This is a genomic window from Umezawaea sp. NPDC059074, assembly GCF_042738955.1.
GTDB lineage: Bacteria > Actinomycetota > Actinomycetes > Mycobacteriales > Pseudonocardiaceae > Umezawaea.
The window spans coordinates 67,793-89,430 of record NZ_JBHYHC010000014.1 but is presented as its reverse complement, the minus strand read 5'-3'; the positions used below and the strand labels follow the sequence as shown (position 1 = coordinate 89,430).

The window sequence follows — 21,638 nt, the reverse complement described above, 5'->3', positions numbered from 1 at the left end:
CCAGGCGCTCGGCGGGCGCGTCCCCGGAACGACGAAGGCCCGACGCGGGTGCGTCGGGCCTTCGTCACGCGGTCTGGCTACGAGCTATGGACCGTTCGGATTTCGCGGTTTTCCGCCGCCCGGTCCGGCGTTCGTCGAGGCGCTGGGGTCACCGGGGTTGCAGGTGGTCAGCGGGAAGCAGTTGGTCGGCGGCTTGCCGGTCGTCGTGGTGGACGAGCCGGTGGTGGTCGACGGCTTGCCGTTGTCCTCGTCGTCCTTGGGGTCCGTCGTGGTGGTCGTGGTGTCGGTCGTGGTCGTGGTGGTCGGCGGCGGCTTGGACACCGACGTCGTCTCCACGGACTTGCCCATCAGCTTCGCCTTGCCGAACTTCTCGGCGGGCATCTGGGCGAGTGCCTTGTCCATGAACTTCTGCCAGATCTTGCCCGGCAGACCACTGCCGAAGACGATCCCGTTGTTCTTGTCGCGGAGGGCGACGGTGCCCGCCTGGGTGCCCACCCAGACACCGGCGGCCAGGTTCGGCGCGTAGCCGACCATCCACGCCTTCGACGACTCGATCGTGCTCTGGGGCAACTCGTGCGTGCCGGTCTTGCCCGCGCAGTCGCGGTTGTCGGCGCACGGGATGTTGGAGCTCTTGGGGATGACCTTGAGCGCCTCGGTCACGTTGTCCGCGATCTGCGCGCTCTCCTCCGGGTCGTTGGAGAAGGCGGGCTTCGGCTTGGCGGCGTGCTGGTAGAGCAGCTTGCCCGCCGGGTCCTCGATCTTCGAGATGAAGTACGGCTCGTTGTACGTGCCGCGCGCCGCGAAGGTCGCGTAGGCGGACGTCATGTCGAACGGCCGGACCAGCGTCTTGCCACCGCCGATCGAGATGTTCGCGTCCGGCGGGCCGCCCTCCTCACCGACCAGGAGGTCGCGGCCGAGCGCCTGCTCGGGGATGCCCGCCTCGTGCGCGGCTTCGGCGACCGTCTGGGTGTTCGTGTCGTTCAGCACCATGTCGTAGAACACGGTGTTGACCGACAGCCGCATCGCCTCGCGGATCGTGCACTGCTTGCCGCACCGGTTGTCGTCGCCGGAGTTGTGGACCTCGCGGCCGTCGAACTTCCGGGGGGACGTGCCGTCGTAGGTGTCGGCGAGCCCCTTGCCCTTCTTCAGCGCGGCGACCAGGTCGAACGGCTTGAACGACGAGCCCGGCTCCTGGAGGGTGCCGGTCTGGTAGTCGATGCCGTAGCCGCCCTCGTCGGTGCCCGCCCAGTAGGCGAGCACGGCGCCGGTGGCCGGGTCGATGCCGGACAGCGAGTTCTTGAGCTCCTCGGGCTGGCCGTCCATGACCTCGTTGACGGCCTCTTCCGCCGCCAGCTGGATCTTCGGGTCGATGGTCGTGTGGACCGTGAACCCGATCTTCAGGCCCTTCTCCTTCGGGAAGTCGACGCCCTCCTTGGCCATCTCCTCCTCGACCTTGGCCTGGATGTGCGCCCGCACGCCCTCGAGGGCGTTCTGCTGCGTGTCGGCGAACGGCAGCGGCGTCGGGTACTGCGCCGTGTCGTAGTCCTGCTTGGAGATCCAGCCCTTGTCGAGCATCTGGCCCATCACGAACTTCCAGCGCCCGGTCGCGTACTCGACGTCCTCCGAGCGGCTGGGGTTCTGGATCAGACCGGCGATCAGGGCGGACTCGGACGGGGTGAGGTCCTTGATGTCCTTCTTGTAGTACATCTGCGAGGCGGCCTTGAAGCCGAACGCGGATCGCCCGTTGTAGATCGTGTTCAGGTAGGCCGTGAGGATCTCGTCCTTGGACTGCTGGTTGTTCATCTTGTAGGCCTTGACGACCTCGGTGAACTTCCTGGACAGCGTGGGGGACTCGTCCTCGGTGGCCTTCTTGATGTACTGCTGCGTCAGACCGGAGCCGCCGCTCTCGCCGCCGGTGACCTGGATCCACACGGCGCGGGCGATGGCCTTGGTGTCGAAGCCGGGGTTCGTCTCGAAGCTGGCGTCCTCGGCCGCGAAGACGGCGTGCTTGACGGCGTCCGGGATCTCCTCGGGTTTGAGCACCTCGCGGTTCGCGCCGGGGGGCGAGATCTTGGCCATCTCGCTGCCGTCGGAGTAGAGCAGCGTGATCGACTTGTCCTGCTTCGCCTGGATGTCCGCGGGCTGCGGGACGTCGACGACCTGGTAGGCGATGGCGAACGCGACGACGGGCGTCAGGATCATCAGGCCCGCGGCGACGTAGGAGATGCGGCGCACGCGGCGCCAGATCTTCTTCTTGCGCAAGCGGCGCTCTTCCTCCTCCGACAGGAGTTCCTCGTCCTCGTACTCGTCGTCGGCGGCCTCGTCGCCGTAGAAGATCGCGGGCTCGTCGGGTTCGCGGTGGGTGAGCAGGTCGGGTTCGCGCTTCACCGCGGGCTGCACCGGCTGGAGCAGGTCCGTCAGCTCGTCGGCCTTGTTGGTGGCCGGTGGCGGCACGGCGCGGCCGCCGGGACCGTTCGGTCCGCCGGGACGCGGAGGGCCCCCCGGACCACCGGGGGGCAGAGGGGGACGACCACCGGGGGGCGGAGGACCGCCCGCGCCCGGTGGGGGCATCGGCGGCCTGCGCGGGCCGCCGGGCGGGGGCATGGGCGGACGGCCGCCGGGCGGCACGGGGCCACCCTGCGGGCCGCGGGGCGGCGGGCCCTGGTTCACGCCGCCGGGCGGCGGGCCCTGCGGTGGGCGGGCGAAGCCGCCGGGAGGTGTGGGGGGACGCGCGCCGGGGCGCGGCGGCACTCCGCCCTGCGGGGGGCGCGGGGCGTTGCCGGGCGGTGTGCCCGGTCGAGGGGGCCGGTTCTCGCCTTGCGACGGGTTCCGAGCGCCGGTTCGATCATCCGGCTGATCCTGGGCACCGGGACGCCTGCCCGCAGCACCACCGTCCGGGTCGTCCCCGGTCGGCCACTGCGGCTCTCCGCCACGGTGCCTGTCGTCATGCTGGTCGTTCACGAAAAGGCCCTCCCAGACCGGCGCACGGGCGTGCGCGGTTCGGTGGTCATACACCGCACTTGTTCGGTTACGGCGATCAGCGGGTGGAGCGGGTTCACTCCGCCGCGGTCCTCCGGCGTGGCTTCTGAGTTTTCAGACCACGCGTTCCCAGGACGTATGACTGCACCAGGTGGTTCCAACTACATGTGCGGCAGACTTCCACGACGTACACGGTGAATTCCTCGTAGAGGTTCGCCATCCGTCCGAGCTCGTCGGCGGTTCGTGCCGAACCGGCCGCGTGCTTGAGCTCTTCGCCGTAGACCCAAGACACCAGAGTCAGCGGTTCCTTGCGGCACACCGGGCACGTCACATCGCTCGGTCTGCCGTGGAACTTCGCAGCTCGGAGTAGGTATGGACTCGCATCGCAGACTTCCATGGTACCCACACGACCCGAGTGCACGTCCGCGAGCAGCGCACGGCGCTGCAACGCGTAGTCCACGACCTGTCGTTGGGTCACCACGGGACAAGAGTACGGGGCGATCGCCCGCCTTCGGTGGTCCGTTCAGGGCAGCGTCGGTGAATCCGATATCACGGTGTGCCACAGCACACACTCAACAGGAGGCGCTGATGTATCGGGCCGATATACTGAGAGCACCCATCGGGGCTCAGGCAGGGAGGTGACTCGTGCTCGATTTCGCCATCCTCGGTCTCCTGCACGAGGCGCCGATGCACGGCTACGAGCTCCGCAAGCGCCTGCACGAGCTGCTGGGCGCTTTCCGGGCGTTCTCCTACGGCACGCTCTACCCGACGCTGGGGCGCCTGCAACGCGCCCACCTCATCGTCGAGGAGCTGCCCGAGGAGGACGTGCGGGCCTGGGGCCGTCGGGCCAAGAAGGTCTACCGGATCACCGCGGAGGGCAAGGAGCGGTTCGCCGAGCTCCTGGTCGACACGGGGCCGCAGACCTGGGACGACGACTCGTTCGGCGTCCACATGGCGTTCTTCTCCCGCACGCCCGCCGAGATCAGGATGCGGATCCTGGAGGGCAGGCGGCGCCGGGTCGAGGAGCGCAGGGAGGGCTTGCGCACCACGTTGGGGAGCGCGAGCGACCGGATCGACCGCTACACCCGTGAGCTGCACCGCATGGGGTTGGACACGACCGAGCGCGAGGTGCGGTGGCTCAACGAGCTCATCGCCCACGAGCAGGCCGAGCAGCGGAAGACCGAAGAGTGACCGCCGCTTTCGCGGGCGAAACCACAGCAGAAGCACAAGGAGGACTGGGCATGGGCGCACAACGCCGGACTGTTCGGGTGGCCATCGTCGGGGTCGGCAACTGCGCCGCGTCGCTGGTGCAGGGGGTCGAGTACTACCGGAACGCCGACGCGTCCGCCAGGGTGCCCGGACTGATGCACGTCGAGTTCGGCGAGTACCACGTCGGCGACATCGAGTTCGTCGCCGCGTTCGACGTCGACGCCAAGAAGGTCGGCTACGACCTGTCCGAGGCGATCGGCGCCAGCGAGAACAACACGATCAAGATCGCGGACGTGCCGCCCCTCGGCGTGCCGGTGCGGCGCGGCCACACCTACGACGGCCTCGGGAAGTTCTACCGGGAGACCATCGAGGAGTCCGAGGAGGAGCCGGTCGACGTCGTGCAGGTGCTGCGCGACACCAAGGCCGACGTGCTGGTCGCGTACCTGCCGGTCGGCTCGGAGGACGCGGACCGCTTCTACGCCCAGGCCGCGATCGACGCCAAGGTCGCGTTCGTCAACGCCCTGCCCGTGTTCATCGCCTCCGACCCGGTGTGGGCCGAGAAGTTCCGCGCCGCGGGCGTCCCGATCGTCGGCGACGACATCAAGTCCCAGGTCGGCGCCACCATCACGCACCGCGTGCTGGCCAAGCTCTTCGAGGACCGCGGTGTCCAACTGGACCGCACCATGCAGCTGAACGTGGGCGGCAACATGGACTTCCTCAACATGAAGGAACTGGAGCGCCTGGAGTCCAAGAAGGTCTCCAAGACGCAGGCCGTGACGTCCCAGATCGACCGCGACCTCGGCAAGCGCAACGTCCACATCGGCCCGTCGGACTACGTGGCGTGGCTGGACGACCGCAAGTGGGCGTTCGTGCGCCTGGAGGGCCGCGCCTTCGGCGACGTGCCGCTGAGCCTGGAGTACAAGCTCGAGGTGTGGGACTCGCCGAACTCTGCGGGCATCATCATCGACGCCGTGCGCGCCGCGAAGATCGCGCTGGACCGCGGCATCGGCGGCCCGATCCTGTCGGCGTCGTCGTACTTCATGAAGTCCCCGCCGGTGCAGTACTCGGACTCCGAGGCGCACCTCGCGGTCGAGGGCTTCATCCGCGGCGACGCGGAACGCTAGGAGCGCCTCCGTGCGCCGCAGGGCCGTCGTCCTGCGGCGCAGGGGGTCTAGCGCTTCGACAGCCTTAGCGCCTGCCACGAGCCGTCGGCGGTCCAACCGCCGTCGACGGGCAGCGCCACGCCGTTGACGAAGCCGCTGCGCGCCGGGTCGGCGAGGAACGCGACGGCCTGGGCGATGTCGTCCGGGACGGCGAACCGGCCCGCGGGCACGTGGTCGGTGATGTCGGAGTCGACGTAGTGGCCGCCCGCCTGGGACTCGACGTCCATCTCCGTCTTGACCCAGCCGGGGCACACGGCGTTGACCCGGACCCCGCGCCCGCCCCACTCGACGGCGAGCGTGCGGGTCATGCCGATCAGGCCGTGCTTGCTGGTGTTGTAGGCCGCCCGGTCCGCGACGCCGCTGAGGCCCGCGACCGAGGCGATGTTGACGATCGAGCCCGAGCCCTGCGCCAGCATCGTGCGGCCGAACGCCTGGCTGAGCAGGAACGGCCCGGTCAGGTTGACCTCCATGATCCGCTGCCACAGCTCGAGGGACGTGTCCTCGAACGGCACGATCCCGGCGATGCCCGCGTTGTTGACCAGCACGTCGACCCGGCCGTACCGCTCGTGCACGTGCTCCGCCAGCCGTGTCACGTCCGCGGCGTCGGCCACGTTGCCCGTCACCCCGCCGTCGGTCTCCAGCAGGTCGAACCCGACCACCGCGCACCCCTCGCCCCGCAGCACCTCGGCGATCCGCCGCCCCATGCCCTGCGCCGCCCCGGTCACCACCGCAACTCGATCAGTCATGGTTCGGACCCTAGAGGTTCTTACGGGAGTGTGACCTCGGCGTTCTCCGGCCCTCGACAGCGTTTTCCGGCGTTCCCGGCCACTAGCGTGGCCCGATGCACCTCCGCACCGCGCTCGTGGCACTGCCCGGTCTGGTCCTCGCCGCCGTCGGGCTCACGCACCCGCAGTACCTGGACGCGTCCACCGCCCACCACTGGCGGGACATGCACATCGCGCTGGCCTTCGTGTTCCCGCTGCTGGCCGCGGCGGTGTGGGTGCTGCTGGACACCAGCCCGCCCGTGCTCCGGTGGGCCGGGCGGGCAGCGGCGTTCGGCTACGCGGTGCTGTACGGCGCGCTGGACACGATCGCCGGGGTCGGCGGCGGCGCGATGGCGATCGCGCAGAACGGCCGGACCCCGGTGATCGACCCGCTGTTCGACATCGGCAACGCCCTGGGCACGCCGGGCGCGTGGTGCTTCCTCGTCGCGTCCGCGCTGCTCACCGCCGGGACCGCCCTGCGGGCGGGCTGGAAGGCCGCGCCGGGCGGGGTGGTGCTGCTGTTCGGCGCGTACCTGTTCCTGGACAGCCACATCTACTGGCCGAAGGGCGTCGTGGCGATGACGTGCTTCGCGGTGGGCTTGGCGGCGTTGAGCTTCGTGGTTCCACGTGGAACCTCTAGGCCAGCGCCCCCGGCAACTCCGTGATCGAGGCGACCACGGTCACGCCGGTAAGCGCGGCCGGGTCCGGCGGGAAGTGCGGGTTCGGGATCGCGTAGACGTCCATGCCCGCCGCGGTGGCCGCGCGCAGGCCGTTGGTCGAGTCCTCGACCGCGGCGCACTTCGCCGGGTCCAGGCCGAGTTCGCGGGCGGCGGCGAGGTAGACGTCGGGGGCGGGCTTGCCCGCGCCGGTCTGCTCGCTGGACAGGGCGACGGGCACCAGCGACGACAGGCCGGTCGCCTCCAGGAAAGCCCTGATCAGGACCGGTGGGGACGAGCTGGCGATGGCGACCGGGTAGCGGGCCGCGACGGCGCGCACGGCGTCCACCGCGCCGTCGATGACGGGCGGGCCCTGGGCGTAGCGCGCGGCCATCTCGGCGATCACGCCCTCCGCCGCCTCGTCCGGGGTGAGCCGCACGCCGACCTCGTCGACCAGGTAGGCCGCCCATTCGGGGGTGCTCATGCCCTGCATGGCCCGTGTCGAGTCGGGCAGCCACGTGCCGCCGTGGGTGGCGGCGAACGCCTGCCGCACCTCGTCCCACACGCGTTCGGAGTCCACCAGTACGCCGTCGAGGTCGAAAACCACTGCTTCCACAGCGGTGACGGTACCTGTGAGACAACATACTTAGGTTGGCGAAGTAAAAGAGATTAGCATACCTAACTATGAGCGAACACCCGAAACTCCTCGACGCGATCAAGGGCCAGCCCCGCCCGGTGTGGATCACCGCGTTCGCCGCGGTGATCGCGTTCATGGGCATCGGTCTGGTGGACCCGATCCTGCTGTCCATCGCGGAGGGCCTGCACGCCACGCCCTCCCAGGTGACCCTCCTCTTCTCGTCGTACCTGGGCGTGCAGGTGCTGGCGATGCTGTTCACCGGCGCGATGGCCGCGCTGTTCGGCGCGAAGCGCACGGTGCTCACCGGCCTGGTGCTGATCGTGCTGGCGACGGTCGCGTGCGCGCTCGCGGGCTCGATCGGCCAACTGGTCGGCCTGCGGGCGGTCTGGGGGCTCGGCAACGCGTTCTTCATCGCGACCGCGCTCTCGGTGATCGTCGGCGCCGCGTCCGGCGGCCAGAAGGGCGCGATCCTGCTGTACGAGGCGGCGCTCGGCATCGGCCTGTCCGTCGGGCCGCTGCTCGGGGCGCTGCTGGGCTCCATCTCGTGGCGCGGGCCGTTCTTCGGGACCGCCGCGCTGATGGCCATCGCCCTGGTGCTGTGCGCGACGATGCTGCCGTCCGACGCCGCCGAGAAGCGGGACAGGGTCGGGCTGCTGGACCCGTTGCGGGCGTTGAAGCACGGCGGGCTGTTCCGCACGTCGGTCGGCGCGGCGCTGTACACGGCCGCGTTCTTCACGGTCCTGGCCTGGTCGCCGTTCGTGCTGCGGTGGGGCGCGATCCAGATCGGCCTGATCTTCTTCGGCTGGGGCCTCTGCGTCGCCGTCGCGGGCGTCGTCCTCGCGCCCCGGCTGTCCGCCCGGTTCGGCGAACGCCACGCGACGGTGTTCGCCGTGCTCGCCTTCGCCGCCCTGATGCTGGTGATGAGCGTCGACAGCAAGCCGGTCCTGGTCGTCGGCGTGATCCTCAGCGGCGTGGTGTCCGGCCTGCTCAACACCCTGTTCACCGGCACCGCGATGAGCATCAGCCCGTCGCCGCGCCCGGTGGCGAGCGCGGGCTACAACTTCCTGCGCTGGCTCGGCGGCGCGGCCGCCGCGACCCTGGTCGGCCACGTGGCCGAGTGGTTCGGCTCGGACCACGCGCCGTTCGTCGCCGCGACCGTCCTGTGCGTGATCGCCGCGGGCCTGCTGTCGGTGGGCGCGAAGCAGCCCGACCCCCACACCCTGCCCGCGGGCGCGGTGCTGGTGGGGGACGAGGCCATGAGCTGACCCAAGGTGCCCTGATCGGCGGTTGTTCGTCCGGCGTTCACCTCGAAGACCACTGGACAACCGCTTCCCCTCTTACGGTCGCCCGGTTCCCACCGATATCCACCACGGAGGTCCGCGTGTCCGTTCCCGCCGATCGGGGCCGTCGCCTGCTGCCCCTGCTGCTGCCCAACCACCCGCTCGGGCGCTCGGAGACGACCTGTCTTTACCGCTGTGCCAACGCCTGCGCCCACGACGCGCCGAACAAGTCCGACAACGCCTACTTCGGCGACGTCGTCCGCGAGGTCGTCAGCCGCCGCGGTGTGCTGAAGGCGGGCGCGGTGCTGGCCGTGGCCGGTGCGGGCGCCACGGCGCTCGGCGCGGGGACGGCCGTCGCCGCCCCGGTCGCCCCGGCCGACGTGACCGCGGACGCCGACCTGGGTGGGGGACGGCGCAAGGACGGCCTCAACTTCACCGCCGTCGCGCCGAACACCGAGGACCGGATCGTCACGGCCGACGGGTACGAGTCCGCCGTCGTCATCCGCTGGGGCGACCCCGTCGTGCCGGGCGCGCCCGCGTTCGACTTCGACCACCAGACGCCCGAGGCGCAGGCCCTCCAGTTCGGCTACAACAACGACTTCTGCGGCCTGGTCCCGCTCGACGGCTGGAACCGCTGGCTCATGGGCAGCAACCACGAGTACACGACGGAACCGTTCCTGCACAAGGGATACGATGCCAACAACCCCACCGAGGCGCAGGTCAAGATCGGCTGGGCGGCGCACGGGTTCTCCGTCGTCGTGGTCGAGCAGGACCGCCGCAGCGGCAAGCTCGTGCCGAAGATGGACCGCCAGTACAACCGCCGCATCACGGCCACCACGCCGTTCGCGGTCGACGGCCCGGCGGCGGGCAGCAAGTTCCTGAGGACGTCGGTCGACCCGACCGGCAAGAAGGTCCTCGGCACGTTCGGCAACTGCGCCGGCGGCGTGACCCCGTGGGGCACGATCCTGTCCGGCGAGGAGAACTTCAACGGCTACTTCGCCGGTGGCGCCTCGATCACCGACCCGGTCGCGCTGGCCCGCGCCTCCCGCTACGGCCTGCCCGGCGCGTCGACCGAGCGCAAGTGGGAGCGGTTCGACAAGCGCTTCGACCTCGCGCAGGAGCCCAACGAGTTCAACCGGTTCGGCTGGGTCGTCGAGATCGACCCGCACGACAAGAACTCCGCGCCGGTCAAGCACACCGCGCTCGGCCGGTTCAAGCACGAGGGCTGCACGATCCGGGTCGCCAAGGACGGCAGGGTCGTCGCGTACATGGGCGACGACGAGCGCTTCGACTACATCTACAAGTACGTGTCGAAGAACAAGATCGTGAAGGGCGACAGCAAGCGCGCCCGTGAGCAGAACAAGAAGCTGCTCTCCGACGGCACGCTCTACGTCGCGAAGTTCAGCGGCAACAGCCCCGTGGCCGAGATCGACGGCACCGGCAAGCTCCCGACCGACGGCCACTTCGACGGCACCGGCGAGTGGCTCAAGCTGGTCAGCGGCGACAAGTCCTTCGTCGAGGGCTTCACCGCCGAGGAGGTGTACGTCTTCACCCGGCTCGCCGCGGACAAGGCGGGCGCCACCAAGATGGACCGCCCCGAGGACATCGAGGCCAGCCCGCGCACCGGCAAGGTGTACGCCGCGCTGACCAACAACACCGACCGCGGCAAGCCCGGCAAGGAAGCGGGCACCGAGATCAACCCGCGCGTCGGCAACAAGAACGGCCACGTCCTGGAGTGGGAGGAGAACCGCGGCGACCCGACCGCGACCACCTTCCGCTGGACGCTGCTGCTGGTCTGCGGCGACCCGGCCACCGCCGACACGTACTTCGGCGGATACGACAAGTCACAGGTCAGCCCGATCTCCTGCCCGGACAACGTGGCGTTCGACAGCGCGGGCAACCTGTGGATCTCCACCGACGGCAACGCCCTGGGCTCCAACGACGGCCTGTTCGCCGTGCCGGTCGAGGGCAAGTACCGCGGGCGGGTCAAGCAGTTCCTCACCGTGCCCAAGGGCGCGGAGACCTGCGGCCCGGTGATCACCGACCGGTTCGTCCTCGTGTCGGTGCAGCACCCCGGTGAGATCACCGGCGCCAGCGCCGACAACCCGCTGTCGCACTGGCCGGACGGCGGTACCAGCCAGCCGCGGCCGTCCGTCGTGGTGGCGTGGAAGAAGGACAACGGCCGCGTCTGCGGCTGAGTCCATTCGACGCCAAGTCCATTCGAGACGGTGGCCGGGGCCCTGTGGCCCCGGCCACGTTTTTCGCTTGAACCACGCCGAACGACCACCCGTGTAGTGGGTGGCTGCACCGCGGACAGCCGGTTCTCATCCAGACGGCCATCCCCCAGGAGTGCACTGTGAAGCGTGTCAAGATCATCGGCCTGACCCTCGGCGCCCTCGCTCTCGCCGGGGTGACGTCCGCCTGCGGCTCCGCCACGGCGGGCACCGCCCAGCCCACCTCGTCGCCCTCCGCCTCGGCGGACAAGGCCGACGTCGGCGTCGAGGTCGAGGTGGAGGCTCCCGCCGCGGTCAAGGTGCCGGACGGCAACAAGCTCGTCGGCAAGTACCAGGCCAGCGGCGTGCAGGCCTACACCTGCGCCGCCGGGACGTGGAAGCTGCTGGAGCCCGACGCGATCCTGGTCACCAAGGACTCGAAGCCGATCATCCTGCACACCCGCGGCCCGGTGTGGGTGTCCACTGTGGACGGCAGCGCGGTCGAGGCCGCCGCCGTCGACGGCGCGAAGGTCGACCACCCGGACGCCATCCCGGAGATCCTGCTCAAGGCCAAGACCGTGCGCGGCGACGGCCTGCTCGGCAAGGTCACGTACGTGCAGCGCCTGGACACCAAGGGCGGCGTCGCGCCGACCGGCACCTGCCAGCCCAACGTCCAGCAGTCCGCGCCCTACAGCGCCCTGTACACCTTCTACACCTCGGCCTGATCCCCCTCCGGGTCGTCCTGCGGTTTCCGGCCGCGGGACGACCACCGCGGGGCCTAGGGTTCGACCATGTCTCCTGTCGCTTTGATCACCGGCGCCTCGCGCGGCATCGGCGCGGCCATCGCCCGCTCGCTCGCCGACACCCACGAGCTGCTGCTGGGCGGCCGTGACGCCGAGGCGCTGAAAGCCCTCGCGGACAGCCTCCCCCACGCCCGCCCGTGGCTGGTCGACATCACCGACCACGCCGCGCTGGCCGAGGCCGTGTCGTCGGTCGACCGCCTAGACGTGCTGGTGCACAGCGCGGGCGTCACCGAACTGGGGCACGTCGCCGACTCGCCGCCGGACCTGTGGCGCCGCACGTTCGACCTCAACGTCTTCGCCGTGGCCGAGCTGACCAGGCTTCTGCTGCCCGCGCTCCACGCGACGCGGGGGCACGTGGTCCTGATCAACTCCGGCGCGGGCCTGCGCGCCAACCCGAACTGGGGCGCGTACGCGGCCAGCAAGTTCGCCCTCCGAGCCTTCGGCGACGCGCTGCGGGCCGAGGAGGAGCGCGACCACGGCCTGCGCGTCACGTCCGTGCACCCCGGCCGGGTCGACACGGACATGCAGCGCGACGTCCGCGCCCAGGAGGGCGGCGAGTACGAGCCGCAGTTCTACCTGGAGGCCGACTCGGTGGGGCGCGCGGTCGCGGCCGCCGTCACCGCGAGCCCCGACGCCCACCTGACCGAGATCGTGGTGCGCCCTCGGGCCCACTGACGCTCACGCCCGGCCCAGGACCTCGAAGCTGTCGGCGGAGGGGCCTGGGCCGAGCGCCCACCCGTCGTCCAGCAGGTCGGCCGACCGGCGGTCGACGAGGACGACGTCCTTGCGGCGCGGCGCGGTGGCGCACAGCTCGGCCGCCCGGTGCACGCCCGAGCCGAGGATGACCGGCTCGCGCTGGCGGGCGGGGCCGATCAGGGCTTCGCGGAAGTCGCCGTAGGCGATCCCGATCCGGCTGAACACCGAGGCCACCTCCCAGCGCGAGGCGAGCCAGGACTCCTTGAGCGCCCGGAACGCCGCCGTCGCGTCGACCGCCGCTCCCACCGCCCGCCGCACCGCGGCCTCGGGGCCGTCGTCGGGGAGGAACCGGCACAGCGCGCCGTCGCCGAGGTACTGGTCGACCGAGCCGCCCGCCGTGAGGACGACGTCGACCGTGCGGGTCAGGTAGTCGTCGAGGCACCCGATCGCGTCCGCGGCGTGCAGCACGTCGAACAGCGAGGACGACGCGCTCAGGTCGCAGAACACGATCGCGGCCTCGGCCGGGCTGGGCGGGGAGTGGAGGCCGACCTGCGCGTAGTTCCCGGACTCGCGGACGAATTCCGCGACGCTCCGCGCGATTCGCCCGCATTCCGCCGCGGCCCGCGCTTCGTCCTCCGCGCCGAACGTCCGCTCGCCGAGGAATTGCGCCACCCCGACCACGGCCCCGTCGGCGATCAGCGGAATGGCGAGCAATCGGGTTTCCACCTGCGACGACAGGTACGGGTTCACCTCTTGCCGCGCTTTTCCGGTCTTCGACACCTTTCCGGCCGTGGAATCGCGGCCGGCCGCCGTCGCGCGCATCCCGGTGGTTGTTTCGCCGCTCCAGGCGAGGAAGAACAGGTGCCCCGCCGACGGTTCCGGGGCGCGCACCAGCACCGAACCCTCGGTCACGCCCACTCGGAGCAGCACCGCGTCGAGTTCGACCTCGATTTCCTTCCGCAGGACCAGACCCCTCTTCGAGTGGTCGGCGTTCGTGGAGACCCCCGGCTGCATGCGGCAACAATCGCAGAGAAGGCGAATTGCTACAAGAAGATCATCAGCGGTATGGGCAGAACTGCTGACCAAGCCAATTCGGCCCCTGATGAACCGCAGAACTGCGGTTCATCAGGGGCCGAACGGGTGTATATCGCTGGTGAATTCGAATGGTCTAGGAGCGCAGTCGGGCCGACACGGCTCCGACCGCCGCCTGTGCTTCCGCCCGGTCCACCCGCGTGCTCTCGCCGCCCGCGACGACCTGCTCGCCCGCCACCCACACGTCCAGGACCCGCCGCGAGCCGGAGGCCCACACCAGGTTCGCCAGGAGCTGGTCGTCCGGGGCGTCCACGCCGGTCGCGAACGCCGGGTCGTCGACGTCGATGTGCACGACGTCGGCCCACCGGCCCGCCTCCAGCACGCCGATGTCGTCGCGGCCCAGGGCCGCCGCGCCGCCGCGGGTGGCGAGCAGCAGCGCGTCGGCCGCGCGGATCACCGAGGCGTCCATCGCGGACACCCTGGCCAGCAGCGCGGCCAGCCGGGCCTCCTCGAACAGGTCGAGGTCGTCGTTGCTGGCCGGGCCGTCGGTGCCGAGGCCGATGTTCACCCCGGCGTCGAGGTAGGCGCGCAGGGGCGCGATGCCGGAGGCCAGCTTCGTGTTGGAGCCGGGGCAGTGGGCCACGCCGACGCCGTGCTTCGCGTAGATCGCGATGTCCTCCGGCGACAGGTGCACGGAGTGCGCGGACAGGACCCGGCCCTCCAGGACGCCCGCCTGCTCCAGCAGCCGCGGCACGGAGCCGTGCGACGCGCGCTGGGCCACGTCCTCGTTCGGGGCCTCGGCCACGTGGATCTGGGTGAGCGCGCCTCGGGTGCGGGCCGACGCGGCGATCTCGCCGAGGATCTCGGGCGCGAGCATGTACGCGGAGTGCGGGCCGTAGCCGAGTTCGACGCGTTCGGAGGGGCCGAACCGCAGGCCGTCGGCGTCGATCCACTTGTCGATCGCGTCGGCCATCGGCCGCCACGGCATGCCCGGCAGGTCGAGCACGGCGAGGCCGACCACGGCCCTCGACCCGGCCGCCAGCACCGATTCGACGAGCTGCTCGCCGTGGAAGTACATCTCGGCGCTGGTGGTGACGCCGTTGCGAAGCATCTCGATCGCGCCGAGGAGCATGCCCGCGCCGCTGTCCTGGGGGGTCATCTTCGCCTCGGCGGGCCACATGGCCTCCTGGAGCCAGCGCAGCAGCGGGAGGTCGCCGCCGAGGCCGCGCAGGACCGTCATCGGGCTGTGCGCGTGGGTGTTCACCAGGCCGGGCATGAGGATGCCGGTGAGGCGGCGGGTCTCGCCCTCGAACGCGGGCGCGGTCGCGGCCGGGCCGACGTGGACGACGCGGCCGTCGTCGGACAGGTCGACCACGGCGTCCCGCAGCACGGTGCAGGTCGGATCGCAGGGCAGGACCACCGGGGCGTGCAGGCGCATGGACATGAAAAGAATCCTGCCCGATCGGGTTTGGGCCCGCACTGGACGGGTATCCGCTCTTCACCTGACTTCTTTCCCACGGGGGGCCCGGCGCGTGACGCGTCGGGCCTTTCGACTTCCCCGGTGGCGGGGAAGTGCCACGACCCGGCCGTTCCCTCCTCCCGCCCGTGTACCGGCCAAGGGAAAAGGGGAGGGAGAGGTCAGTGTGCGATGGGGATCCGGGCGCGCACTTCCCAGCCGTCACCGGGTCGGGCGCCCGCGGTGAACGTGCCGCCGAGCAGTTCGACGCGCTCGCGCATCCCGACGAGCCCGTAGCCGCCGGACCCGCCCACGGGCGCCTGCCGGGTGCCGCGGCCGTTGTCGGCGACGCGGATGTGCACGGCGTCGTCCTTCGTCGCCACCACCACCTCGACCCTCGTCACGTCGGTGGCGTGCTTGCGGGAGTTGGTCAACGACTCCTGCACCAGGCGCAGCACCGACCGCTCGAACTCGGGCGGCACCTTGTCGGCGAGGTCGAACTCCAGGTGGATCGGGAGACCGGACTGCTCGGTGACCGCGCGGACGTCGGCGGCGAGGTTGCTCGTCGAGTCGACGGAGCCGGACCCCGCCGGTTCGGACCCGCGCAGCGTGCTGACGAGCTTGCGCATCGCGGCGAGCGCCTCGGTGCCGCTGCTGGTGATCACCGGCAGGACCTCGCGGGCCGCGTCCGGGTTCACCTCCAGCACGGCCTCGGCGGCCTGCGAGTGCACGACGATGCTCGTCACGTAGTGCGCGACCACGTCGTGCAGCTCGCGGGCCAGCGCCATCCGCTCGGAGTGCTGCGCGGCCAGCACCTCGGCCTCGACCGACTGGCGGCGCTCCCCGTCGCGGGACCGGAAGTACAGGCCGGTGCCGACCGAGATGATCAGCAGCACGCCGCCGCCGATGACGCTGGGCCACAGCTGGGGCCCGTAGGTCCGGACCTCGCCGTCGTACTGGTAGGTGTAGCTCGGCCGGATCCAGGCGGTCGCCGTGGTCACCGCGACCACCGCCGCCACGCCGATCGCGGCCCGCCACCTCGGCGCCTCGCGCACCAGGATGGCGATCAGGGCCATGAGGGCCGCCACCTCGGTGACCAGCAGGTTGCTGACGAGCGGGGGTGACCCCGGCACGTCCAGCAGGCGGAGCAGCACCGAGCTGACGAGCACCGCCGCGGCGGCGGCGAGCGCGGCGTCGAACGGGCGGCGCGGGGTGAGCACGGCGAGCGCGCACACCACGACCGTGCCGGGGAGCTGCCAGAACCTGGTGGTGCCGTCGGCGGTGCTGACCACCTCCAGCGCCAGCAGGAAGAGCAGGGCGCACGCGAGGGGCCACTGGCGCCTGGTCATGGCCCGCCAGCTCAGGTCGGTGCTCTCCACGTGCAACAACCTAGGTCCTGCGGGGGGATACCGCGTCCGACTCCGGTCGGGTGTCACATCAGCCGTAAGGCTGACCCCCGGTCACCGGAAAACACCCCGGTGGCCGATGTCGGATGACGCTCCGAGGAGCGATTCTGGAGAAGCGAAGTTCGGGGAAACGGAGGACGTCATGTTCACGGTTGTCGCTACTTGGTTCGGAGCTGTGCTCGGCCTGCTGGTGCTCGTCCTGATGGCTCTATCAGGCGTGATGGTCGACTCGCAGCGCTGACGGGTATTTCTGAATTACCGGCGTGTGATTAGGCGGAATCGTCGGCGTGCAGGCCGCTCGAACGATCCTTGTGGTGTTTGAGGAGTTCCGCCAAACGGCCTGGGGACTGCGGTTGGGTGGTTTCCGCGGGCGTTCCGGAAAAACGTGCGGGGGCACCGGTGCGCGCTCGCTGCGCCGCCGCGGGGTCGAGTCGGAACGTCGGGCGGTTGCCGGTGTGCCGCTGCCTGGCGCGCAGCCACGACAGCCGGTGCAGCGACTCGGCGTGGTGGTCGGTGATGGTGACCTCGGCGCGGTCGAACGAGTGCAGCACCGCGCGGTTCAGCTCGACGACGGCCCGGTCGCGCCACAGCGTGCGCTCGGAGCTCGTGTCCAGGCCAAGCGCTTGCGCGACGGGCTTCGCGGCCGCGTAGCCGTGCTCGTCGGCGAGGCTGCGGGTGCCGATCTCGGAGCCGACGAACCACGAGTTGAACGGCGCGGCGGGGTAGGTGATGCCGCCGATTGACAGGCGCATGTTGCCGATCACCGGCACGGCGTGCCAGCGCAGGCCCAACCGCGCGAACCACGGCAGCTCGGGGTGCTCGATCCGCACCTCGTGCACCACCTCGGGCGGCAGGGTGAACAGCCGAGGGCCCTCGTGGGAGGTCTCGACGACGAGCGGCAGCACGTCGAACCGGCCGCGCTCGGCCGGTGGCTTCCAGCCCATGCCCTGCATGGCGTCGGTGAACGCCGCGTAGCGCGGGTCGCCGACGCCGTCGGAGTACCCGGCGTACCGGATGAGCTGCTCGTTCCAGATGCACGGGCCCGGCCCGGCTGGCGAGTCCGGCGCGAAGACCGTGACCAGCGGGCGGATCTCGCCGCCGTTGGTCGCGAGCCGCAGGTGCTCCACGCACTCGCCCGCCACGGCGGCGGCGTTGCGGAACCCGCGCAGGTCGCGGACCTTCAGCCTGCGCCACGGCAGCCCGCTGGTGCACCAGCCGCTGTCGCGCAGGGCGATCCGCGCGCCGTAGGACAACTCCTGTGTGGTGTGCCGGTAGGTGCCGGTCGTCGCCACTTCCGCACGCACGTCCGCGAGCCGGGCGCTGACGGCGCCCGCCTCGGGATGCGCGATGTGGAACATGCGGAGGAAACCCTCCGCGGCATCGAGGTCTACTGCCTCGGGGAGCGTTCGGACTCCGTTGTGGACTGCGGTCACGGTCGGTAACCGTAGTTGCGAAGGGTATTCACCCGTCACTGCCAGACGGGGCACTCCGGGTGATCAACAACGACCACCCGATCAAGTGAGTCAGAAACCCTCAGTGGTGGCACATCGACCACCGAGGGTCGCTACTTGAGTACACGGTCAGGTGAGCGTGTTCCGCAGGAACATCAGATCGTGGCTGATCCGCTCCTCTTCGACCGCGCGCTGTTCGAACTTCGTGATGGGCCGCCACTCGGGCCGAGGAGCCCACCCGCCGGGCTCGTCCGCGTGCGGGTTGTCGAGCTTCGGCTCGGCCGAGCACACCGCCATCATCTGGTCGGCGTAGTTCTCCCAGTCGGTCGCGAGGTGCAGCATCCCGCCGGGCACCAGCCGCGTGGCGAGCAGGGAGACGAACTCCGGCTGCACGAGGCGGCGCTTGTGGTGCTTCTTCTTCGGCCACGGGTCCGGGAAGAAGATCCGCACGCCGGACAGCGAGGCCTCGGGGACGTGCTCGGTGATCAGGTCGACCGCGTCACCGCGCAGCAGGCGCAGGTTGTCGACCTCGAGGAGTTCGGCGCGCAGGATCAGCATCGCCAGTCCGGGCTTGTAGACCTCGACGGCCACGTAGTTCACGTCCGGCGCGGCGGCCACGAGCTGGGAGGTGGTCTCGCCCATGCCGGAACCGATCTCCAGCAGCACGGGGGCCTCGCGGCCGAACCAGCCGGAGAAGTCCACCGGACCGGCGGGGAGTTCCTTCACGTCCCGGCCCAGCCGGTCCCAGTGCGTGTCCCACGCGCGTTGCTGCCCGACCGTCATCCGCTCGCCGCGCTGGACGAAGCTGACGATGGAACGGTGGTTCGGCGGGGTCTGCTGGCTGGGGGTCACGACCGCACAGCCTACAAACCACGCCGAACCGCACGTCAGGCGATGTTCTCCAGGTCCTCGATCTGCTCGCGCAGATCGGCGGTGGTGAACGCGATGGGTTGCTGCACCCCAGGTCCGCGGTGCACCGGCAGCAGGTCGACCCAGCCGGGGTGCAGGTCGGTGAACTGGACGGTCGTCGGCTCCGACGGCCCGTACACGCCGCTCTCGGACGGCACGAACTCCCAGTAGCCGACCTCGCCCTCGGACGCCCACGGCACGTACACCCACCCCGGTCGGGCGGACAGCAGCGCGGTGACCTCGTCCTCGATGGCGAAGCCCGCGGCGCGCGACGGCAGCTTGCCGCGGTGCAGCGCTCGGAGCCACCACGGTGACGGCGGGTTCTGCGTGACGGTGTGCACGGAGCGGAACAGCGCCAGCACCTGTTCCTCGTCCGCGCGGTGGATCCAGGCACGCCTGGTCTCGGCCGGGCTCTGGGCCAGGTCGATGGTGTTCATGGCTTCGATGGCGTGTGACCATTCGAGGCCGACCATGGGTTCTACGCGCACACCGCGTGCGCGAGTACCGATCAGGTCGGTCGCCGGGTATCCGGCAGTCGGGTTGGGATCGAGCACCGTCACGGGTTCACCTCCGCGGAGTTCCTTGACGGGGGGATTACCGATCGCGGACGCGGCCTAACCCTGAAAGCACCGCAGTGTGCCGGTGCCGCGCGCGATTCGTTACTTTCCATCTGAGCCTGTCCTGAGCCGGTTGTCATGGCGCTGTGCCGGAGTTCACGTGGTATTAACCGCCGGCTTACGCCAAGTGCCGCAAAAGCGGGTTCGGAAACATGGATGACATGGAATATTGGTGATCGACAGCATGGTGTGAAAGCCGCCACATTCGGGTTTGAAGTGCGCGGATGCCGATTTGGGGGGCTCGGATGTCGGGGAGGGCGCTCGTCCTCGCAGTGCTCGTTCTGCTCGTCGTCACACCGCCGGTCTACGCGCAGTCGATCGAGGACCAGCAGTGGCACCTTGGAGCGCTGGACGTGTACGCGGCGCAGGGGATCACCCGCGGCGACGGGGTCGTCGTGGCCGTCGTCGACTCCGGTGTGGACGAGACGGCGCCTGATCTCGCGGGGCGGTTGCTGCCCGGCGCGGGGTTCGGCACGGCGGCGGGAACGGACGGGGTGAAGGACACCTACGGCCACGGAACGGGGATGGCGGCGCTCATCGCGGGCCGGGGTCGCGGCGGCGCGCTCGGCGTCGCGCCCGGCGCGAAGATCCTGCCGGTCGCCGCGGCGGTCGACGGGAAGGACTTCCCGACCGACGGGGTCGTGCAGAGCATCCGGTGGGCCGCGGACCACGGCGCGAAGGTGATCAACCTGTCGCTCGGCACGGAGTCGCTCTCGACGCCGGACCTGGTGAGCGCGGTCGCGTACGCGTTCGACAGGGACGTGGTGGTCGTCGCGGCCACCGGCAACGACGGCGTCGAGCACATCGGGTCGCCCGCGAACATCCTCGGCGTGGTCGCCGTGGCGGGCACGGTCCAGGGCGGCGCGCCCTGGCCGTCGTCCAACACCGGCAGGCTCACGGTGCTCGCCGCGCCCGCGCAGGACATCGTCACCGCGGCCCCGCTGTCCGTGTCGGACAGCGGCTACGTTCAGGTCAGCGGGACGAGCGCGGCGACGGCGCTGGTGTCCGGCGTGGCCGCGCTGGTGCGGGCGAAGTACCCGGAGATGAGCGCGGCGAACGTGGTCAACCGGCTGATCGCCAGCGCCACCGACATCGCCGCGCCCGGCCGGGACGACGCCACCGGCTTCGGCGTGGTGAACCCGGTGGAGGCGCTGACCAAGGACGTCCCGCTCGTGGACCGCAACCCGCTGCTGCCGGGGCACGCCACGCAGCCCCCGCCCGTCCCGGTGAACCCCGGCAACCCGGCCATCGCCGTCGGCAGTCCCCCGACCGAGCGGCCGGTGGACACCTTCACCAGGCTGGCGTACGTCACGGCGGGGGTGCTGGCCGTGGGCGTCGTCGTGCTCGTGCTCCGCGCCCGGGCCCGCAAGCGCCGCGGCCCGGTCCTGGAACCGGTGACCTCGTGGGAACCGCCGCCGCCGGACGACGACTTCTGGCGGCCCCGCTACGACTAAACCCCGTGGTACTCCACGGACTCCTTGGTCAGCTGCATGAAAGCCTCCTCCAGCGAGCCGCGCTGCGGGCTCAGCTCGTGCAGCACGATCCCGTTCGCGGCGGCCAGTTCGCCGATGCTCGCCGGGTCCATGCCGTGCACCACGAGCGCGCCGTCGACCGCGTCGGCGGTGACCGTCGAGGTGCCGGCGAGCAGGTCGCGCAGCTTGTCCGCGTGCGGCGAGCGCACCCGGACGTTGTCCTCGGTCGCGTCCTTGATGAACTGGTCCGTGCTCGTCTGGGCGATCAGCCTGCCCTTGCCGATCACGATCAGCTCCTGCGCGGTCTGCGCCATCTCCGACAGCAGGTGGCTCGACACCAGCACCGTCCGGCCGTCCGCGGCCAGCCGGTGCATGAACTGCCGGATCCACACGATGCCCTCGGGGTCCAGCCCGTTGACCGGCTCGTCGAACAGCAGCACCGACGGGTCGCCGAGCAGCGCGCCCGCGATCCCGAGCCGCTGCGCCATGCCGAGCGAGAAGCCGCCCGCGTTGCGGTTCGCGACGGCGGTGAGCCCGACCATCTCCAGCACCTCGTCGACCCGCTGGACGGGGAGGTGGTTCGACTTCGCCAGCCACCGCAGGTGCGACCGGGCGGACCGGTTGGGGTGCACCCACTTGGCGTCCAGCAGCGCCCCGACCGTCCGGAGTGGACTCTTCAGCTCGGCGTACCGCTTGCCGTCGATGAGGGCCCGCCCGGCGTTGGGCGTGTCCAGCCCGAGGATCATCCGCATGGTGGTCGACTTGCCCGCGCCGTTCGGCCCGAGGAAGCCGGTGACCCGGCCCGCCTCCACCGTGAACGACAGGTCGTCCACCGCCACCGTGGAGCCGTAGTGCTTCGTGAGTCCCGCCGCTTCGATCATGACCACGCTCCGAT

General features: G+C 70.7%; 19 protein-coding genes. 8 read left to right on the top strand and 11 right to left on the bottom strand.

Features of this window, described 5'->3' with window-relative positions:
* Positions 1–84 precede the first annotated feature (84 nt).
* Both ACFWW9_RS09965 and ACFWW9_RS09960 read right to left on the bottom strand, forming a co-directional pair.
* Entirely contained in the window at positions 85–2,454 is a 2,370-nt protein-coding gene (locus ACFWW9_RS09965) for a transglycosylase domain-containing protein (RefSeq protein ID WP_390374046.1), read from the bottom strand.
* A 601-nt stretch (positions 2,455–3,055) separates the two neighbouring features.
* Complete coding sequence (locus tag ACFWW9_RS09960; protein WP_390374043.1) at positions 3,056–3,460, bottom strand: DUF5318 domain-containing protein; 405 nt, start codon at positions 3,458–3,460, stop codon at positions 3,056–3,058.
* Positions 3,461–3,624: 164 nt separating this feature from the next.
* Here ACFWW9_RS09960 and ACFWW9_RS09955 point away from each other — a divergent pair, with 164 nt between their 5' ends.
* A complete protein-coding gene (locus tag ACFWW9_RS09955; RefSeq protein WP_390374040.1) occupies positions 3,625–4,170 on the top strand; it encodes a PadR family transcriptional regulator in 546 nt (181 codons plus the stop codon).
* A 50-nt stretch (positions 4,171–4,220) separates the two neighbouring features.
* Entirely contained in the window at positions 4,221–5,312 is a 1,092-nt protein-coding gene (locus ACFWW9_RS09950; RefSeq protein ID WP_390374037.1) for an inositol-3-phosphate synthase, read from the top strand.
* 47 nt (positions 5,313–5,359) lie between these two features.
* Here ACFWW9_RS09950 and ACFWW9_RS09945 read toward each other — a convergent pair whose 3' ends face one another.
* Positions 5,360–6,097 (bottom strand): SDR family NAD(P)-dependent oxidoreductase, encoded by a 738-nt coding sequence (locus ACFWW9_RS09945; protein WP_390374034.1) that lies wholly within the window; start codon positions 6,095–6,097, stop codon positions 5,360–5,362.
* Positions 6,098–6,192: 95 nt separating this feature from the next.
* Between ACFWW9_RS09945 and ACFWW9_RS09940 the strand changes: the two genes are divergently transcribed.
* Complete coding sequence (locus ACFWW9_RS09940) at positions 6,193–6,780, top strand: hypothetical protein (RefSeq protein WP_390374031.1); 588 nt, start codon at positions 6,193–6,195, stop codon at positions 6,778–6,780.
* Here ACFWW9_RS09940 and ACFWW9_RS09935 read toward each other — a convergent pair.
* Positions 6,752–7,387, bottom strand: a complete 636-nt coding sequence (locus ACFWW9_RS09935) for an HAD family hydrolase (RefSeq protein WP_390374029.1) — start codon at positions 7,385–7,387, stop codon at positions 6,752–6,754. The two genes, ACFWW9_RS09940 and ACFWW9_RS09935, sit on opposite strands and share 29 nt — an antisense overlap.
* Positions 7,388–7,455: 68 nt before the next feature.
* Here ACFWW9_RS09935 and ACFWW9_RS09930 point away from each other — a divergent pair, with 68 nt between their 5' ends.
* From ACFWW9_RS09930 to ACFWW9_RS09915, 4 genes are all read left to right on the top strand, one after another.
* On the top strand, positions 7,456–8,673 hold the full coding sequence (locus ACFWW9_RS09930) for an MFS transporter (RefSeq protein WP_390374027.1): 1,218 nt from the start codon (positions 7,456–7,458) through the stop codon (positions 8,671–8,673).
* A gap of 116 nt (positions 8,674–8,789) precedes the next feature.
* Positions 8,790–10,886 carry a PhoX family protein gene (locus ACFWW9_RS09925; protein ID WP_390374025.1) on the top strand — a complete coding sequence of 699 codons (2,097 nt, stop codon included), beginning with the start codon at positions 8,790–8,792 and terminating at the stop codon, positions 10,884–10,886.
* Positions 10,887–11,044: 158 nt separating this feature from the next.
* Positions 11,045–11,626: a DUF3455 domain-containing protein gene (locus ACFWW9_RS09920; protein ID WP_390374023.1), complete on the top strand. Its 582-nt coding sequence runs from the start codon at positions 11,045–11,047 to the stop codon at positions 11,624–11,626.
* A gap of 66 nt (positions 11,627–11,692) precedes the next feature.
* Positions 11,693–12,379, top strand: a complete 687-nt coding sequence (locus tag ACFWW9_RS09915; RefSeq protein ID WP_390374021.1) for an SDR family oxidoreductase — start codon at positions 11,693–11,695, stop codon at positions 12,377–12,379.
* A gap of 3 nt (positions 12,380–12,382) precedes the next feature.
* Here ACFWW9_RS09915 and ACFWW9_RS09910 read toward each other — a convergent pair whose 3' ends face one another.
* From ACFWW9_RS09910 to ACFWW9_RS09885, 6 genes are all read right to left on the bottom strand, one after another.
* Positions 12,383–13,414 carry an adenylate/guanylate cyclase domain-containing protein gene (locus ACFWW9_RS09910; RefSeq protein ID WP_390374018.1) on the bottom strand — a complete coding sequence of 344 codons (1,032 nt, stop codon included), beginning with the start codon at positions 13,412–13,414 and terminating at the stop codon, positions 12,383–12,385.
* A 154-nt stretch (positions 13,415–13,568) separates the two neighbouring features.
* On the bottom strand, positions 13,569–14,876 hold the full coding sequence (locus tag ACFWW9_RS09905; protein ID WP_390374015.1) for an amidohydrolase family protein: 1,308 nt from the start codon (positions 14,874–14,876) through the stop codon (positions 13,569–13,571).
* A 194-nt stretch (positions 14,877–15,070) separates the two neighbouring features.
* The gene (locus ACFWW9_RS09900; protein WP_390374013.1) at positions 15,071–16,267 is read right to left on the bottom strand and encodes a sensor histidine kinase; all 1,197 of its coding nucleotides are present in this window, start codon (positions 16,265–16,267) and stop codon (positions 15,071–15,073) included.
* Positions 16,268–16,563: 296 nt separating this feature from the next.
* Entirely contained in the window at positions 16,564–17,727 is a 1,164-nt protein-coding gene (locus tag ACFWW9_RS09895; RefSeq protein WP_390374010.1) for a nitric oxide synthase oxygenase, read from the bottom strand.
* 147 nt (positions 17,728–17,874) lie between these two features.
* Entirely contained in the window at positions 17,875–18,528 is a 654-nt protein-coding gene (trmB, locus tag ACFWW9_RS09890; protein ID WP_390374112.1) for a tRNA (guanosine(46)-N7)-methyltransferase TrmB, read from the bottom strand.
* A gap of 104 nt (positions 18,529–18,632) precedes the next feature.
* Positions 18,633–19,091, bottom strand: coding sequence for a hypothetical protein (locus ACFWW9_RS09885; protein WP_390374007.1), 459 nt, complete (start codon positions 19,089–19,091; stop codon positions 18,633–18,635).
* 425 nt (positions 19,092–19,516) lie between these two features.
* On the opposite strand from ACFWW9_RS09885, the gene ACFWW9_RS09880 reads away from it, so the two are divergent.
* Entirely contained in the window at positions 19,517–20,725 is a 1,209-nt protein-coding gene (locus tag ACFWW9_RS09880; protein ID WP_390374004.1) for a S8 family serine peptidase, read from the top strand.
* On the opposite strand, the gene ACFWW9_RS09875 is transcribed toward ACFWW9_RS09880, so the two are convergent.
* A complete protein-coding gene (locus ACFWW9_RS09875; protein WP_390374002.1) occupies positions 20,722–21,624 on the bottom strand; it encodes an ABC transporter ATP-binding protein in 903 nt (300 codons plus the stop codon). The genes ACFWW9_RS09880 and ACFWW9_RS09875 overlap by 4 nt on opposite strands.
* Positions 21,625–21,638 lie beyond the last annotated feature (14 nt).

What these genes read in the sequence shown, in the direction of transcription:
- ACFWW9_RS09945 (WP_390374034.1), bottom strand. Translation starts at nt 6,097, where the DNA reads ATGACTGATCGAGTTGCGGTGGTGACCGGGGCGGCGCAGGGCATGGGG.
- ACFWW9_RS09940 (WP_390374031.1), top strand. Translation starts at nt 6,193, where the DNA reads ATGCACCTCCGCACCGCGCTCGTGGCACTGCCCGGTCTGGTCCTCGCC.
- trmB (WP_390374112.1), bottom strand. Translation starts at nt 18,528, where the DNA reads ATGACGGTCGGGCAGCAACGCGCGTGGGACACGCACTGGGACCGGCTG.
- ACFWW9_RS09885 (WP_390374007.1), bottom strand. Translation starts at nt 19,091, where the DNA reads ATGAACACCATCGACCTGGCCCAGAGCCCGGCCGAGACCAGGCGTGCC.
- ACFWW9_RS09950 (WP_390374037.1), top strand. Translation starts at nt 4,221, where the DNA reads ATGGGCGCACAACGCCGGACTGTTCGGGTGGCCATCGTCGGGGTCGGC.
- ACFWW9_RS09930 (WP_390374027.1), top strand. Translation starts at nt 7,456, where the DNA reads ATGAGCGAACACCCGAAACTCCTCGACGCGATCAAGGGCCAGCCCCGC.
- ACFWW9_RS09915 (WP_390374021.1), top strand. Translation starts at nt 11,693, where the DNA reads ATGTCTCCTGTCGCTTTGATCACCGGCGCCTCGCGCGGCATCGGCGCG.
- ACFWW9_RS09875 (WP_390374002.1), bottom strand. Translation starts at nt 21,624, where the DNA reads ATGATCGAAGCGGCGGGACTCACGAAGCACTACGGCTCCACGGTGGCG.
- ACFWW9_RS09905 (WP_390374015.1), bottom strand. Translation starts at nt 14,876, where the DNA reads ATGTCCATGCGCCTGCACGCCCCGGTGGTCCTGCCCTGCGATCCGACC.
- ACFWW9_RS09910 (WP_390374018.1), bottom strand. Translation starts at nt 13,414, where the DNA reads ATGCAGCCGGGGGTCTCCACGAACGCCGACCACTCGAAGAGGGGTCTG.
- ACFWW9_RS09880 (WP_390374004.1), top strand. Translation starts at nt 19,517, where the DNA reads ATGTCGGGGAGGGCGCTCGTCCTCGCAGTGCTCGTTCTGCTCGTCGTC.